The sequence below is a fragment of the Microbacterium sp. ARD31 genome (genome assembly GCF_031844425.1).
In genome coordinates this window covers 124,435-139,369 of record NZ_JAUZVE010000014.1, presented here as the reverse complement: position 1 = coordinate 139,369, position 14,935 = coordinate 124,435, and the positions used below count along the sequence as shown (strand labels likewise).

Sequence of the window (14,935 nt, the reverse complement as noted above, 5' to 3'; positions counted from 1 at the left end):
CTCCACAGGCCGGCCGCGGCACCCGTCGTCACCGTCGGTGCGCGCCGGTGTGCTGGTGCCTTCCCGATCTGCCCGACCGGAAGGCACCCACGATGGCCCGCACTCCCGCTTCGCTCGTCCCGGACCCGATCGCCGAGCACAACCGCCGGCTCGGCCGGCGCGGCGAGGAGCTCGCCGCCCGCCACCTGGCCCACCTCGGCATGCGGGTCGTCGACCGCAACTGGCGGTGCGAGGCCGGCGAGATCGACCTGGTGCTGCGTGACGGCCCGGTGCTCGTGATCTGCGAGGTCAAGACCCGGTCCTCGACCGACTACGGCGCGCCGCTCGAGGGCGTCGACCGGCGCAAGGCCGACCGGCTGCGCCGGCTGGGCGCCCGCTGGCTCCGCGCGCACGACTGCCACCCGGAGGACATCCGGGTCGACCTGGTCGGCGTGCTCGCCCCGCCCGGTGGCCCGGTCGAGATCGAGCACGTCGCGGGGATCGGCTGATGGCGTTCGCGACGGCCCGCTCACTCGCCCTCAAGGGCGCCGACGGCCACGTGATCGACGTCCAGGTCGACGTCTCACCGGGGCTGCCCAACACGACCGTGGTCGGCCGGGTCGACAAGACCCTGTCCGAGGCGCGCGAGCGGGTCCGGATGGCGATCAACAACGACTGCGGCCGGTGGCCCGCGACGAAGCGGGTCACGATCCTGCTCGCTCCGGCCGACCTGCCCAAGGGCGGCACCCACTACGACGTGGCGATCGCCGTCGCCGTCCTCGCGGCCGACAAGCAGCACGACGACCTGCAGCCCGAGCACCTCGCCGGGTGGGGGTTCATCGGCGAGCTCTCGGTCTCGGGCGGCCTGCGGCCGGTGCCCGGGATCCTCCCGATGGTCCTGGCGGCTGCCGCGCACGGCATCACGCGGGTGTGCGTGCCCGAGCCGCAGGCCGCCGAGGCGGCGCTGGTCCCGGGGATGACGGTGTTCGGGGTCCGCTCGCTCGCCCAGGTCTCCGCCGTGCTGCGCGACGTCGAGGTCCCCGAGGCCGAGCCCGTGGTGGCACCGTCCGCGAGCCCGTTGGCGACCTGGCGCGGCGAGGACCGGCTGGCCGACCTCGACCTGCGCGACCTCGACGGCCTCGAGGACGTCCGCTACGCCGTCGAGGTGGCCGCGGCCGGAGGTCATCCGACGATGCTCATCGGCCCCCGCGGCACCGGCAAGACATCGATCGCGGAGCGGATCCCGTCGATCCTGCCCGACCTGACGACCGAGCAGGCGTTGGAGGTGACCGCGCTGCACTCGGTCGCCGGCACGCTCCCCGACGGCAGCGGACTGCTGCGCCGTCCGCCGTGGTTCGCCCCGCACCACTCCGCGACGGCCGCGAGCGTGCTCGGCGGCGGCACGGGTCGGGTCCGCCCGGGCCAGGTCAGCCTGGCGCACCACGGGGTGCTGTTCCTCGACGAGTTCCCCCACTTCCGCTCCGACGTCATCGAGGCGATGCGCCAGCCGCTGGAGTCGGGGGAGGTGACGATCGCCCGGGGCGAGGAGTCCGCGACCTATCCCGCCCGGTCCCTCGTCGTGCTGGCCGCCAACCCGTGCCCGTGCGGCAACTTCCACGGGCTGTCCGGAGGCAGCTGCGACTGCTCCGAGGTGCAGCGCCTCCACTACCGGCGCAAGCTCACCGGCCCCATCCTCGACCGGGTCGACATCTGGATGGAGGTGCGCCCGCAGGCGAGCGGGAGCGGGTCGTTCGGCCCCGCCCCCGAGTCGTCCGACGACGTCCGGGCCCGGGTGACCGAGGCCCGCGCGCGGCAGGCCCACCGGTTCCGGCACTGCACCTGGCTGCTCAACTCCTCGTGCCCCGGGCCGGTCCTCACCGAGCACTGGCCGCTCGAGCCGGAGGGGCAGCACCTCGTCGACACCGAGCTGTCGGCGGGCAGGCTCACCCGCAGGGGCCTCACGCGCGTGCAGCGCCTGGCGTGGACGGTCGCCGACTGCGCCGGGATCGACCGGCCGGGGCGGGAGGAAGCCGAGATCGCCCTGGCGCTGCGGTCCGACGACTCCGCGCGCAGCCTGCCCGCGCGCGTCGTCCGGGTGGCCTCGTGAGTGCCGCGAACCGTCCGTGCGAGCCGTCCCCCGCCGAGCCGCCGCGCCTCGTGACCGAGGCCGAGCGCCTGGCACGGGTGGCCCTGAGCTGCGCGGTGGAGCCAGGTGACGGCACGACGTCCTCGCTGGTCGGCCAGCTGGGCGCCGAGCGGGCCCTCCAGCGCTCACTGTCCGCGACCGAGGGCGAGCCGGGGGAGATGCTTGCGGCGCGGCTGCGCGCGGTCGACGCGGCCCGCCAGCTCGACCAGGCCGCTCGGTGCGGCATCCGGTTCCTCGTCCCGGGCGACCCCGAGTGGCCCCCCGGCCTCGACCAGCTCGACGACGCGATCACCGACGACGGGTTCGGGGGCACGCCGCCAGGGCTGTGGGTGAAGGGCCCGATGCCGCTCACCGAGCTGGCCACGTCGGTCGCTGTGGTCGGCTCCCGGGCCGCCTCCGTCTACGGCGTCGAGATGACGCGCGCGGTCTGCGCCCACCTCGCGCTCGCCGGCGTGCCGGTCGTCTCCGGCGGAGCGCTCGGGATCGACGTCGAGGCGCACGGGGCGACCCTGTCGGCCGACGGCGTCACGGCCGCCGTCCTGGCGTGCGGTGTCGATCGGGTCTACCCCGCCCAGAACCGTCGGCTGCTCCACCACCTCGCCAGCGAGTTCGCCGTCGTGTCGGAGCAGCCACCCGGCTCCGCGCCGACGCGGCCCCGGTTCCTGGCCCGCAACCGGCTCATCGCCGCCCTGACCAGCGGCACGGTGGTGGTCGAGGCGGCCCTGCGCAGCGGGGCCCTCAACACCGCCGGCTGGGCCGAGAGCCTGAACCGCCACGTGATGTGCGTGCCGGGCCCCGTCACCAGCTACACCTCCCGCGGCGTGAACAACTTCCTCCGGGAGGGTAGGGGCACCGTGGTCACCCACGGGGCCGAGGTCCTCGAGCTCGTCGGGGCGGCGGGGGAGCACCTCGTGGACCCGCCGCGTGGCGAGACCCGCCCGCGCGACGACCTCACCTCCGTCGAGGCGAAGGTCGTGGAGTGGGTGCCGGTCAGCGAGCCCGCGCAGGTGGAGTCGATCGCCCGCCTGTCCGGGCTCCACCTGCGCACCACCGAGGGCGCCCTGCGTCGGCTGAGGTCGAAGAAGCTCGTCCAGCTGAGCGATGAGGGTTGGCGCCTCGTGCCTGACGCGTGACGCGGCCGCGCCCACCTAGGCTGCTGGGGTGAGCGACGAGGAGGAGCAGGCCGGGCTGCCCGAGCCGATGGTGCGCCTGCTCGGCGACTACGAGCGCCACCTCGTCTCCGAGCGTGACCTGACCCCCCACACGGTCCGGGCCTACCTCGGTGACGTCGCCAGCCTGCTCGACCACTGCGTGCGCCTCGGCCTCGACGACGTCACCGAGCTGGACCTGCGCACCCTCCGCAGCTGGCTGGCGCGGCTGCAGACGACGGGGTGCAGCCGGACGACGATCGCGCGTCGGGCGACGGCGGCCCGGGTGTTCACGGCGTGGCTCCACCGCACCGGCCGCCTGCCCGCCGACCCGGGCGCGGCGCTCGGCTCACCGAAGAAGCACAAGACCCTCCCGCCGGTGCTGCGTGCCGACGAGGCCGAGGCGCTGATCCGCGCCGCGGCCGACTTGGCCGACGACGGCACACCGGTCGGGGTGCGCGACGTGGCGATGCTCGAGCTGCTCTACGCGACCGGCGTACGCGTGGGGGAGCTCGTCGGGCTCGACCTCGACGACGTCGACCCCGAGCGTCGGGTGGTCCGGGTGCTCGGCAAGGGACGCAAGGAGCGCTCCGTGCCCTACGGCACCCCGGCCGGTCGGGCGCTCGACCGATGGCTGTCCGTCGCTCGCCCTGCCCTGCGGGTGGAGGGCTCCGGGCCTGCGCTCTTCCTCGGCGTGCGCGGACGCCGCATCGACCAGCGCGCGGTCCGCGACCTCGTCCACCGGCGGATCGCCGACGTGCCCGGCGCGCCCGACATCGGCCCGCACGGCCTGCGCCACACCGCCGCGACCCACCTCCTCGAGGGGGGCGCCGACCTGCGCTCGGTCCAGGAGCTGCTGGGCCACGCGTCCCTCGCGACCACGCAGCTCTACACCCACGTGACCACCGACCGGCTCCGTCGCGCCTACCAGCAGGCCCACCCCCGCGCCTGACCTCCGCACCTCCTTGTCCGTCATACGGATCCGCACCGGTGGGGTCGGTTTCGTCTGACGGACCAGGCGATGGCCGGAGTGGGGCGGGGACGGGCGGGGACCGGGGTCAGGCGAGCCAGTCCACGGGGCGACGCCAGGTCTCCAGCAGGGGAGTCCACGGCAGCCTGAGGGTGACCGGCTCGTCGCGCCAGAGCGGCAGCAGCCGCACCGGCCCGGAACCGACGAGGGTGAGCGGGTCGAGGTACTCCTGGCCCTCGCCCGTGCCGCGGACCAGTCCCCAGTGCAGGCAGCTGGCGGGGAAGCAGTGGCTGTCGGTCGTGGTGAGGCGGCCCAGGACGTCCCCGGCCGCCACCTGCTGGCCACGCTCGACCGTCGCGACGACCGGCTCGTACGTCGTACGGCGGGCGCCGTGCAGCACGGTCACGACCGGCTTGCCCCCGATCGACCCCACGAAGCCGATCGTGCCCGGGAGGGCCGCCCGCACCGCCTGGCCGGGGTGGCCGCGCAGGTCGACGCCGCGGTGACCGGCGGCCCAGGGCGCCGGCGGCGGCTCGAAGCCGCGGACGACGGCGGGCTCGGGGTCGAGCGGCCACACGCCACGAGGCTCCTCGAGGTGGGCCTGCGCGGGCGTGGCGAGGAACAGCACGACGGCGAGAAGGCCTCCGACGACGGATCTCATGCCGTGATCGTCGGCCTCCACCGGACGACCGGCGACGAGCGGCGCCCACGGCTGTGGACGGCCGGTCGGGCGCCCGGGCTGTGGACGGTCAGTGGCCCGGGACAGGTGGCCCCGATCCACGCTCAGCCGCGCCCGTGCAGCGATTCGCGCAGCGGGGATCGGCTGGCCTACGATGTGCGGAGCAGTCCACCCGGACTGACTTCGCACGCTCGCTGACCGCGGCGGAATGCTCCTCCGGTTCCGCACCGCCCGTGGGCGTCGGCCCTCAGTTCCCACCAGCTCCTCCATCGGATCGGGTGCGGATCGGACCGGCGCGTGAGCGTCAGGGCTCCCGGCACCCGCCGGGCGCAGCAACTGAAAACAACAGGAGTCACGCTCCCGGCACGGCCTGCTTCAAGGCCGGGCACATCGGTGAGCGCCTCCGCGACAACAGGAGAACCCATGGCAGTCGTCACCATGCGCCAGCTGCTCGAGAGCGGCGTCCACTTCGGTCACCAGACCCGTCGCTGGAACCCCAAGATGAAGCGCTTCATCATGACCGAGCGCAACGGCATCTACATCATCGACCTGCAGCAGTCGCTGGCCTACATCGACCGCTCCTACGCCTTCGTCAAGGAGACCGTCGCCAAGGGCGGCGTCATCATGTTCGTCGGCACCAAGAAGCAGGCCCAGGAGGCCATCGCCGAGCAGGCCACCCGCGTCGGCATGCCCTACGTCAACCAGCGCTGGCTCGGCGGCATGCTCACCAACTTCCAGACCGTGCACCAGCGGATCAACCGCCTCAAGGAGCTCGACGAGATCGACTTCGAGAACGTCGCCGGCTCGGGTCGCACCAAGAAGGAGCTCCTGCAGATGAAGCGGGAGCGCGACAAGCTCGACAAGACCCTCGGCGGCATTCGTGAGATGTCCAAGGTCCCCTCCGCGGTGTGGATCGTCGACACCAACAAGGAGCACCTGGCCGTCGAGGAGGCGCGCAAGCTCCGGATCCCGATCATCGGCATCCTCGACTCCAACTGCGACCCCGACGTCGTCGACTTCCCGATCCCGGGCAACGACGACGCCATCCGCGCCGTCGGCCTGCTGACCCGCGTGGTCGCCGACGCCGTGGCCGAGGGCCTCATCGCCCGCTCGGGTGCCAAGGCCGGCGACGCCGACGAGACCGTCGGCGCCGAGGAGCCGCTCGCCGAGTGGGAGCGCGAGCTCCTCCAGGGCGACGCCGACCAGGCCGCTGCGGCCGCCACCGGCGACGCCACTGCCGAGACCCCGGCGTCCGAGTCCACCGGTGCCGCGTCCGAGGCCCCGCAGGCCGAGGCTGCCGCTGAGGCCGCCACCGAGGCTCCCACCGAGGCTCCCGCCGCCGACGCGCCCGCCGCCGACGCCCCGGTCGCCGAGGACGAGGCCGCCACGCCGGCCGAGGCCGAGCAGAAGCAGGACTGATCGTCGTACGCCGGTCGCCCGCCCCGCGCGGTGGGCGACCGGCGCACGCGTCACGTCCCACCCACCCCTCTGGCTCCGCCGAGCCAGCCCCCTGAGTCAAGGAAGAAGGACCATGGCCAACTTCACCGCCGCCGACGTCAAGAAGCTCCGTGAGCTCACCCAGGCCGGGATGATGGACTGCAAGAAGGCGCTGACCGAGACCGACGGCGACTTCGACAAGGCCGTCGAGCTGCTCCGCGTCAAGGGTGCCGCCAAGGCCGCCGCCCGCGGCGCCGAGCGCGAGACGGCGGCCGGTCTCGTCGCCACCGCCGGCAACGCGCTGGTCGAGCTCAAGAGCGAGACCGACTTCGTCGCCAAGAACGAGGACTTCATCGCCAAGGCGCAGCAGATCGCCGAGGTCGCCGACACGGTCAAGGCCACCGACACCGCGGCCCTCAAGGCCGCCGAGCTCGACGGCAAGACCGTCGGCGAGGTCGTCGAGGACCTGGCCATCACCATCGGCGAGAAGATCGAGCTGGGCGAGGTCGCGTACTTCGAGGGCAACACCGTCACCTACATGCACAAGCGTGCCGCCGACCTGCCGCCCGCCGTGGGCGTGCTCGTCGAGTTCGAGGGTGACGAGGCCGCTGCCCGTGGCGCCGCGATGCAGATCGCCGCGATGAAGGCGCAGTACCTCACCCGCGACGAGGTCCCCGCCGACCTGGTCGAGTCCGAGCGCTCCATCGCCGAGCAGAAGACCCGCGAGGAGGGCAAGCCCGAGCAGGCGATCGCCAAGATCGTCGAGGGTCGCCTCGGTGGCTTCTACAAGGAGATCGTCCTGCTCGAGCAGGAGTCGGTCACCGAGTCCAAGAAGTCGGTCAAGGCCGTCCTGGACGAGGCCGGCACCACCGTGAAGCGCTTCGCCCGCTTCGAGGTCGGCGCCTGAGCCACGGCTCACCCGCAGCACCCACCGGGGCCCGTACGACGTCGTCGTACGGGCCCCGGTCACATTTCGCGCGGCCCGACCGGCTCCGGGTTCGACCCCCGACCCCACTGGCCGGTAGGTTTCTCGGGACCCACCAAGCCGTGTGAAGGGATCCCAGTGACGGCCTACAACCGTGTCCTCCTCAAGCTCTCGGGTGAAGTGTTCGGTGGCGGTGAGGTCGGGCTGGACCTCGACGTGATCAACGCGCTGGCGGGCGAGGTCGCCGAGGTCGCCAAGTCGGGCGTCCAGATCGCCATCGTGGTCGGCGGCGGCAACTTCTTCCGGGGCGCCGAGCTCCAGCAGCGCGGCATGGAGCGTGCCCGCGCCGACTACATGGGGATGCTCGGCACCGTGATGAACTGCCTCGCGCTGCAGGACTTCATCGAGAAGCACGGTGTCGAGACCCGCGTCCAGACCGCCATCACGATGGGCCAGGTCGCCGAGCCCTACATCCCGCGCCGCGCCATCCGCCACATGGAGAAGGGCCGCGTGGTCATCTTCGGCGCCGGTGCCGGCATGCCGTTCTTCTCCACCGACACCGTCGCCGCCCAGCGTGCGCTGGAGACGCGGTGCGAGGTCATCCTGATGGGCAAGCAGGGCGTCGACGGGGTCTACGACTCCGACCCCAAGACCAACCCCGACGCGGTGAAGTTCGACCACCTCAGCTACGACGAGTACCTTGCCCGCGACCTCAAGGTCGCCGACGCCACCGGCATCGCGATGGCGCGCGACAACAAGATGGACATCGTGTTCTTCAACCTCTCGACCCCGGGCACCATCGGCCGTGCCGTGCGGGGTGAGAGGATTGGCACGCTGGTGAGCAGCACCGCCTGACCGGCCCGGCCGGGCACGCCGCGAGCACCACACCCCGACGCACGAGGAGAGAGAGCAACCGTGATCAACGACGTCATGAACGATGCCGACGCCAAGATGGGCAAGTCGGTCGAGGCGACCCGCGAGGAGTTCGCCGCGATCCGGGCCGGCCGCGCCAACCCGGCCATGTTCGCCAAGATCACGGCCGACTACTACGGCACCCAGACCCCGCTGCAGCAGCTCGCGAGCTTCACCTCGCAGGACGCCCGCACGATCCTCATCCAGCCCTTCGACATCGGCGCCATGGGCAGCATCGAGAAGGCGATCCGCGACTCCGACCTGGGCGTCAACCCGGCCAACGACGGCAAGGTGCTGCGCTGCGTCTTCCCCGAGCTGACCGAGGAGCGCCGCAAGGAGTTCATCAAGCTCGCGCGGGCCAAGGCCGAGGACGGCCGGGTGTCGGTGCGCAACGTGCGCCGCACGGCCAAGCAGGCCCTGGAGAAGCTCGAGAAGGACGGTGAGGTCGGCAAGGACGACGTGACGGGTGCCGAGAAGCGCCTCGACGCGGTCACCAAGACCCACACCGACAAGATCGACGAGCTGCTCAAGCACAAGGAATCCGAGCTGCTCGAGGTCTGAGCCCGTTCCATGACGACCCCTGACAGTCCGCCGGCACCGGAGGCCCCGCAGCCGCCCGTGCCCAAGGACCACGGCCGCGCGGGCCGCGACCTGCCCGCTGCCATCACCTCGGCGGTGGTGCTGGTCGCGGCGATCCTGCTGTCGCTCTTCTTCTGGAAGACGGCGTTCATGGGGATCGTCGCCGCCGCGGTGGCCGTCGCGGTGTGGGAGCTGCACAAGGGGCTGTCCGCCAAGGACATCGACATCCCCGAGCAGCCGCTCATGCTCGGCGGCGTCGTGATGGTGGTCGTCGCCTACTTCTGGGGCGCCCCGGCGCTCGTCACCGCCACCGCCGTCACCGCCCTGGTGATCATGCTCTGGCTGCTGCGCCGCGGGGTGGCCGGCTACGTCAAGAACGCCACCGCCTCGGTCTTCACCCTGGTCTACGTCCCGTTCCTCGCCTCCTTCGTGGCCCTGCTGCTGGGGGAGGGCGGCACCACCCCGTCGTTCGGCCTGGACCTCGACGACAACGGGGTGCGCGGTGTCATCACCTTCATCGCGATCACCGTGGCCTCCGACACCGGCGGCTACGTCGCGGGCGTGCTGTTCGGCAAGCACCCCATGGCGCGGGTCATCTCCCCGAAGAAGTCGTGGGAGGGCTTCGGCGGGTCCGTGGTCGCCACCGTCGCGGTCGGTGTGTGGCTGGTGACCTCCTTCCTCGGCGGCGACTGGTGGGTCGGCGTGCTGCTCGGCCTCATCGCTGCGGTGATGGCCACGCTCGGCGACCTGTGCGAGTCGGTGATCAAGCGCGACCTCGGCATCAAGGACATGAGCCAGGTCATCCCGGGCCACGGCGGCCTGATGGACCGCCTCGACTCGCTCCTCGCGACCGTCGCACCGATCTGGCTGGTGCTCTACTACCTGGTCTTCTGACCGTGCGGATCCTCGTGACCGGTGGCCGCACCGGCTACCTCGGCCGGCACGTCGTGGCCGCTGCGGCGGGGCACGACGTGGTGGCGGTCGGCTCGGCCGACGCCGACGTCCGCGACCCGGCCGCCGTGCAGGCGCTGCTGGCGGCCCACCGCCCGGATGCTGTCGTGCACACCGCCTACGTCCAGTCCGACTGGGCCGTCACCGCCACGGGTGCGGCGCACGTGGCGCTGGCCGCGGCGGCGTTCGACGCACGGCTGGTGCTGGTGTCGAGCGACGTCGTCTTCTCCGGCGACGACATCCACTACGACGAGTCGGCCGCTCCTGACCCGATCACCGCCTACGGCGCCGCGAAGGCGGCAGCCGAGACGACGGCACTGGCCGTCTGCGAGGACGTCGTGGTGGCCCGCACCTCCCTGATCCTGGGGGACGGCGCGTCCCAGCACGAACGGCTCGTCCATGCTCTCGTGGGCGGTGCAGAGGGGGCGCTGTTCGACGACGAGGGACGCTGCCCGGTGCACGTCGGCGACCTCGCCGCCGCCCTCGTCGAGCTCGCGGTCGGCGACCACCGGGGCGTGCTGCACGTCGCCGGCGCGGAGGCGATGAGCCGGCTCGAGCTGGGTCGCCTCATCGCGCGGCGCGACGGGCTGGACCCCGACGCGTTGCGGGGGACCAGCCGCGCGGGGCTGCCGGGCCCCGTCGACGTACGCCTCGACTCCACGCTCGCCGCGAGCGTGCTGACCACGCGCCTGCGCGGCGCCCGGGAGTTCCTGGCCCCATGACCCTCCACCTCGTCCGCCACGGCCGGCCGCTGGTCGTCCCCGGCACTCCGGCCGCCACCTGGGACCTCGACCCGGCGTCGTACGACGACGTGTGGGCGCTGCGCGCCCGCCTGCCGGTCCGGGCGGCTTGGTTCACCTCACCGGAGCCCAAGGCCGTGCAGACGGCGCAGCTGCTGACCGACGGCGACGTCGGCGTCGTCGACGAGCTGCGCGAGCACGAGCGGTCGGGGGAGTGGGTCGACGACTTCGAGGGGGCTGTGCGGCGCGCCTTCGGGCACCCGGACCGGCCCGCGCTCGACGGGTGGGAGCCGCTCGACGACTGCCGGGCGCGCGTCGTCCCCGCCGTGCGGCGGATCCTGGACGTCCACGGCGCCGAGGACGTGGTCCTCGTCGGCCACGGGACCGCGTGGACGCTGGTGGCCGCCGAGCTGGCCGGCGAGCGGCCCGACCTCGACCGGTGGGCCGCGCTGCGGATGCCGGACCTCGTCACGCTGGGCTGACGCCGATCCGCGCGGGTCCGGCGTCGTACGCGTCGAATCCCCGGTGACAGCGTGCCGGGCACGGCCCTGGGGTCCCGACCGCCTAGGCTGAGGTCCGTGGAGACGGGACAGGTCGACCAGGTCGAGGAGCAGCGCGACCGCAGCTTCGAGTGGTGGCACCACAGCCACCCGACGTTCGCCGCCATCGCCGGCTTCTTCGCCGGCATGCTCTACGTCACAGCCGTCCCGGGGGCCTTCGTCGGCGTCCTGCGCCTGCTCTTCAGCTACGAGACGGCCGAGCAGCTGTTCCCGTTCGTCCTGCTCGCGCTGGTGCTGCCGATCGTCCTGCTGGTGAAGCGCAAGACCCGTCGTTTCGCCCAGTTCATGTTCGTCGGGATGATCGTCACGGCGATGGTGGTCCTCGGGGTCGCCTCGCTGGTGCTCTACTTCATGGTCGACGCCTGAGCCGCTGAATCGCGCGGGCAGCCGTCCGGGTGGGACACTCGGAGGGATGTCCGAGCCGATCAAGACCCTTCCCCTCGTCCTCAACGAGCCGCGCGGCCGCAAGAAGCCGCCGCGGCACCTAGCCGACCTAGACGAGCCGGGGCGCAAGGCGCTGCTCGAGGAGATGGGGCTGCCCGGGTTCCGCGCCAAGCAGCTCTCCACCCACTACTTCGGCCGTCTCGTCGACGACCCCGAGCTGATGACCGACCTCCCCGCCGGCCAGCGCGACGACCTCGTCGCGGCGCTGCTGCCCGAGCTGATGACGCCCCTGCGGACCATGGAGGCCGACAAGGGCACCACCCGCAAGACGCTCTGGAAGCTCTTCGACGGCGCGCTGGTCGAGTCGGTCCTCATGCGCTACCCCGACCGCGCCACCATGTGCGTCTCCAGCCAGGCCGGGTGCGGCATGGCCTGCCCGTTCTGCGCCACCGGCATGGGCGGCCTCCAGCGCAACATGTCGACCGCCGAGATCGTCGAGCAGGTCGTCGCCGGGGCGCGGTCGCTGCACCGCGGTGAGGTCCCCGGTGGTCCTGGCCGGGTCTCCAACGTCGTCTTCATGGGGATGGGCGAGCCGCTCGCGAACTACAAGGCCGTCGTCGGCGCGGTTCGCCGCCTCACCGACCCCTCACCCGCCGGGCTCGGGATGAGCGCGCGCGGCGTCACCGTCTCCACCGTCGGCCTCGTGCCGCGGATCAGGCAGCTCGCCGACGAGGGCATCCCGGTGACCCTCGCCCTGAGCCTGCACGCCCCCGACGACGAGCTGCGCAACGAGCTGGTCCCGATCAACACGCGCTTCTCGGTGGCCGAGACCGTCGACGCGGCCCACGAGTACTTCGCGAAGACCCACCGCCGCGTCTCCATCGAGTACGCCATGATGCGCGGCATCAACGACCAGGCCCACCGCGCCGACCTGCTCGCCGACGTGCTCAACGAGCGCGGCCACGGCTGGGTGCACGTCAACCTGATCCCGCTCAACCCGATCGAGGGCTCGAAGTGGACCGCCTCCGACCCCGCCGACGAGCGCGAGTTCGTCCGCCGGCTGGAGGCCAAGGGCGTCCCCACGACCGTCCGCGACACCCGCGGTCGCGAGATCGACGGCGCCTGCGGCCAGCTCGCCGCCAAGGAGTAGGACGCCCCACCCCCGGAGCGCCACGGAGCGTTCACGTGTCCGTCGTACGGGTCGGGGCCTGCGTTGCGGCGCGCTTCCTAGCGTCCGGGACATGGACCTGCTCGAGAGGCGGCGTCGCAGCCGCACCCGTCCGGCGAACCTCGTCCCCCTCCCCGTCACCCCGCCCGTCACCCCCCGGCTGCGCGTCCTGGTGGTCACCGAGTCCTTCCTGCCGCAGGTGAACGGCGTGACCAACTCGGTGCGCCGCGTGCTGGAGCACCTCGCGGCCGAGGGCCACGAGGCCGAGCTCGTCGCCCCGACCGGTCCGGCGACGTACGCCGGCTTCCCGGTCACGCTCGCCCGCGGCGCGAGCCTGCCGTTCTACTCGGGGTTCCGCATCGGCCTGGAGACGCGCCGCCGGTTGCGCGCCACCATGGAGCGCTTCCGGCCGGACGTGGTGCACATCGCCTCGCCCGCCACCCTCGGCTACCAGGCCGCGCGCTCGGCCCGTTCGCTCGGCATCCCGACGGTCGCGATCTACCAGACCGACCTGGCGGGCTTCGCCGACCGGTACGCCGTCCCGGGCGGCGCGCGCGCCATGGAGTCGCTCACCCGTCGCATCCACCTCGGCGTCGACCGCACGCTGGCTCCGTCGACCGCCAGCATCGACCAGCTCGCCCGGCTCGGCGTCACCGACGTCGCCCGCTGGCCGCGGGGAGTGGACCAGGTCCTGTTCACGCCCGCGAAGCGCGACGAGGCACTGCACGCGGAGCTGGCCCCGCACGGCGAGCGCCTCGTCGGGTACGTCGGGCGCCTCGCGCCCGAGAAGGAGCTCGAGCTGCTCGCGCACGTCGACCGCGTCCCGGGCGTGCGCCTCGTGCTGGTGGGCGGCGGTCCGGAGGAGGCGCGGCTGCGGGCGCTGCTGCCCGACGCGGCGTTCCTCGGCGTGCTGCACGGCGAGGAGCTGGCCCGGGCCTACGCGACGCTCGACGTCTTCGTGCACACCGGCCGCCACGAGACCTACTGCCAGTCCGCGCAGGAGGCGCTGGCGAGCGGCGTGCCGGTCGTCGCGCCGCGCGCGGGAGGCCCGATCGACGTCGTCGACGACACCGTCGCGGGCTACCTCTACGAGCCGGGAGACGCAGCCGCGCTCGCCGCGCACGTCGCGCGACTGGTCGCCCAGCCCGTGCTGCGGCGACGCATGTCGCACGCCGCCCGCGCGAGCGTGCGCGAGCGCACGTGGCAGGCCGTCAACGACGTGCTGGTCGGCCACTACCGTGACGTGGCCGCGCCCGCTGTCAGCCGGCGTCGCGCCGGCTGACGACGTCGACGACCAGCTCAGCAGCCTCCTCGACGCTGTCGACGAGGTGGACGTGGGGCTCCATCGGGCGTCCGCGGGCGAGGGCCTGCAGCAGTGGCCAGGCGGGGAGGTCCTCGGTCCAGTGCCGCCGGCCCACCAGCACCATCGGCGCGACCGCGGACGCGTCGGCGTAGTAGTTCTCGCAGGCGTCCTGGAACACCTCCTGCACCGTGCCGCCGGCGCCGGGCAGGAAGACGATGCCGGCGTCGCAGACCTCGAGCAGCACGGCCTCGCGCGGGGCGTTGCGGAAGAACTTGGCGACCGCCGTCGCGAGGACGTTGGGCGGCTCGTGCCCGTAGTGCCACGTCGGGATGCCGAGCGACTCCCTGCCCGCACCGCCGACCCGGTCGACGACCTCGAAGCCCGCGCGGGCCCAGGCGCCGACGTCCGGGCGGAAGGACGGCACCGCGGCGAGCGTCGCCAGCGCCTCGTCGAGGCCGTCGGGGACGAACGCGCCGAGGTTGGCCGCCTCCATCGCTCCCGGGCCGCCGCCGGTGGCGACGGTGAGGCGGCGACCCAGGGAGTGGCCGAGCCGGGCCGCGTCGGCGTACCCCTCGGTGCCGCGCTCGAGGGCATGGCCGCCCATCACGCCCACCACGGCCCGTCCGGAGACCCACGCCTCGAGCGCCTCGTCGACGTGGTGGTCGTGGAGCGCCTGGGCCAGGGCCTCCTCGTGGTTGCCCCCGCTGCGGGACCAGGCGTACGCACGCGCGTCGAGGCTGTCGGCGTAGCGCGGGGCGTCGTAGAGGTCGCGCGGCGCGTAGAGGCTCGCGCGGTAGGGATCGACCGGGATGCCGGGGATGTCGTGCAGCACCACCCCGCCGGCGCGGCGTACGGCCTCGTCGTCGCCGTCGGCGAACTCGCAGCCGAGGAAGAGCGACTGTGCCAGGGACCGCTCCAGCAGTGCGGGCCCGCGCGCGGTGAGGTCCAGCCCCAGCACGCGCCAGCCGGCGAGCGACCTGGCTCCGGCGGCCAGTCGCCGGTCGAGGTCGGCCAGCGTGGTGATGTCGAGGACGCGTCCGCGGGAGTGCTTCAC

Annotated in this window: 16 protein-coding genes; 14 read left to right on the top strand and 2 right to left on the bottom strand. The window is 73.2% G+C overall.

What is annotated here, in order from left to right; genetic code table 11:
- Nucleotides 1-92: 92 nt before the first annotated feature.
- Genes Q9S36_RS27060 through Q9S36_RS27045 form a run of 4 tightly spaced genes read left to right on the top strand, consistent with a single transcriptional unit; the run spans nt 93 to nt 4,225 of the window.
- Entirely contained in the window at nt 93-488 is a 396-nt protein-coding gene (locus Q9S36_RS27060) for a YraN family protein (protein WP_311287936.1), read from the top strand.
- Nucleotides 488-2,086: a YifB family Mg chelatase-like AAA ATPase gene (locus tag Q9S36_RS27055; protein WP_311287935.1), complete on the top strand. Its 1,599-nt coding sequence runs from the start codon at nt 488-490 to the stop codon at nt 2,084-2,086. Before Q9S36_RS27060 ends, Q9S36_RS27055 begins: the two co-directional genes overlap by 1 nt.
- Complete coding sequence (dprA, locus tag Q9S36_RS27050) at nt 2,083-3,258, top strand: DNA-processing protein DprA (RefSeq protein ID WP_311287934.1); 1,176 nt, start codon at nt 2,083-2,085, stop codon at nt 3,256-3,258. The genes Q9S36_RS27055 and dprA overlap by 4 nt, the downstream gene beginning before the upstream one ends.
- A gap of 28 nt (nt 3,259-3,286) precedes the next feature.
- Nucleotides 3,287-4,225, top strand: a complete 939-nt coding sequence (locus Q9S36_RS27045) for a tyrosine recombinase XerC (RefSeq protein WP_311287933.1) — start codon at nt 3,287-3,289, stop codon at nt 4,223-4,225.
- Nucleotides 4,226-4,331: 106 nt separating this feature from the next.
- Here Q9S36_RS27045 and Q9S36_RS27040 read toward each other — a convergent pair whose 3' ends face one another.
- The gene (locus Q9S36_RS27040; RefSeq protein WP_311287932.1) at nt 4,332-4,904 is read right to left on the bottom strand and encodes a M23 family metallopeptidase; all 573 of its coding nucleotides are present in this window, start codon (nt 4,902-4,904) and stop codon (nt 4,332-4,334) included.
- A gap of 441 nt (nt 4,905-5,345) precedes the next feature.
- On the opposite strand from Q9S36_RS27040, the gene rpsB reads away from it, so the two are divergent.
- From rpsB to Q9S36_RS26990, 10 genes are all read left to right on the top strand, one after another.
- On the top strand, nt 5,346-6,341 hold the full coding sequence (rpsB, locus tag Q9S36_RS27035) for a 30S ribosomal protein S2 (protein ID WP_311287931.1): 996 nt from the start codon (nt 5,346-5,348) through the stop codon (nt 6,339-6,341).
- Between the two features lie 112 nt (nt 6,342-6,453).
- Entirely contained in the window at nt 6,454-7,266 is an 813-nt protein-coding gene (tsf, locus tag Q9S36_RS27030) for a translation elongation factor Ts (protein WP_311287930.1), read from the top strand.
- A 156-nt stretch (nt 7,267-7,422) separates the two neighbouring features.
- Complete coding sequence (gene pyrH / locus Q9S36_RS27025; RefSeq protein ID WP_311287929.1) at nt 7,423-8,139, top strand: UMP kinase; 717 nt, start codon at nt 7,423-7,425, stop codon at nt 8,137-8,139.
- A 75-nt stretch (nt 8,140-8,214) separates the two neighbouring features.
- Nucleotides 8,215-8,757: a ribosome recycling factor gene (gene frr / locus Q9S36_RS27020; protein ID WP_396653855.1), complete on the top strand. Its 543-nt coding sequence runs from the start codon at nt 8,215-8,217 to the stop codon at nt 8,755-8,757.
- 9 nt (nt 8,758-8,766) lie between these two features.
- Nucleotides 8,767-9,669, top strand: a complete 903-nt coding sequence (locus Q9S36_RS27015) for a phosphatidate cytidylyltransferase (RefSeq protein WP_311287927.1) — start codon at nt 8,767-8,769, stop codon at nt 9,667-9,669.
- Between the two features lie 2 nt (nt 9,670-9,671).
- Nucleotides 9,672-10,448, top strand: coding sequence for a sugar nucleotide-binding protein (locus tag Q9S36_RS27010; protein WP_311287926.1), 777 nt, complete (start codon nt 9,672-9,674; stop codon nt 10,446-10,448).
- Nucleotides 10,445-10,948, top strand: a complete 504-nt coding sequence (locus Q9S36_RS27005; protein WP_311287925.1) for a histidine phosphatase family protein — start codon at nt 10,445-10,447, stop codon at nt 10,946-10,948. The genes Q9S36_RS27010 and Q9S36_RS27005 overlap by 4 nt, the downstream gene beginning before the upstream one ends.
- 96 nt (nt 10,949-11,044) lie before the next feature.
- On the top strand, nt 11,045-11,392 hold the full coding sequence (locus Q9S36_RS27000) for a hypothetical protein (protein WP_311287924.1): 348 nt from the start codon (nt 11,045-11,047) through the stop codon (nt 11,390-11,392).
- A 46-nt stretch (nt 11,393-11,438) separates the two neighbouring features.
- Entirely contained in the window at nt 11,439-12,560 is a 1,122-nt protein-coding gene (gene rlmN / locus Q9S36_RS26995) for a 23S rRNA (adenine(2503)-C(2))-methyltransferase RlmN (protein WP_311287923.1), read from the top strand.
- 91 nt (nt 12,561-12,651) lie between these two features.
- The gene (locus tag Q9S36_RS26990) at nt 12,652-13,860 is read left to right on the top strand and encodes a glycosyltransferase family 1 protein (protein WP_311287922.1); all 1,209 of its coding nucleotides are present in this window, start codon (nt 12,652-12,654) and stop codon (nt 13,858-13,860) included.
- Here Q9S36_RS26990 and Q9S36_RS26985 read toward each other — a convergent pair.
- On the bottom strand, nt 13,838-14,935 hold the full coding sequence (locus tag Q9S36_RS26985) for a Rossmann fold nucleotide-binding protein (RefSeq protein WP_311287921.1): 1,098 nt from the start codon (nt 14,933-14,935) through the stop codon (nt 13,838-13,840). The two genes, Q9S36_RS26990 and Q9S36_RS26985, sit on opposite strands and share 23 nt — an antisense overlap.

Coding starts and splice junctions, on each gene's coding strand:
- Q9S36_RS27060 (WP_311287936.1), top strand. CDS start 93: ATGGCCCGCACTCCCGCTTCGCTCGTCCCGGACCCGATCGCCGAGCAC.
- Q9S36_RS27005 (WP_311287925.1), top strand. CDS start 10,445: ATGACCCTCCACCTCGTCCGCCACGGCCGGCCGCTGGTCGTCCCCGGC.
- Q9S36_RS26990 (WP_311287922.1), top strand. CDS start 12,652: ATGGACCTGCTCGAGAGGCGGCGTCGCAGCCGCACCCGTCCGGCGAAC.
- rlmN (WP_311287923.1), top strand. CDS start 11,439: ATGTCCGAGCCGATCAAGACCCTTCCCCTCGTCCTCAACGAGCCGCGC.
- frr (WP_396653855.1), top strand. CDS start 8,215: ATGAACGATGCCGACGCCAAGATGGGCAAGTCGGTCGAGGCGACCCGC.
- tsf (WP_311287930.1), top strand. CDS start 6,454: ATGGCCAACTTCACCGCCGCCGACGTCAAGAAGCTCCGTGAGCTCACC.
- Q9S36_RS27040 (WP_311287932.1), bottom strand. CDS start 4,904: ATGAGATCCGTCGTCGGAGGCCTTCTCGCCGTCGTGCTGTTCCTCGCC.
- rpsB (WP_311287931.1), top strand. CDS start 5,346: ATGGCAGTCGTCACCATGCGCCAGCTGCTCGAGAGCGGCGTCCACTTC.
- Q9S36_RS27055 (WP_311287935.1), top strand. CDS start 488: ATGGCGTTCGCGACGGCCCGCTCACTCGCCCTCAAGGGCGCCGACGGC.
- Q9S36_RS27015 (WP_311287927.1), top strand. CDS start 8,767: ATGACGACCCCTGACAGTCCGCCGGCACCGGAGGCCCCGCAGCCGCCC.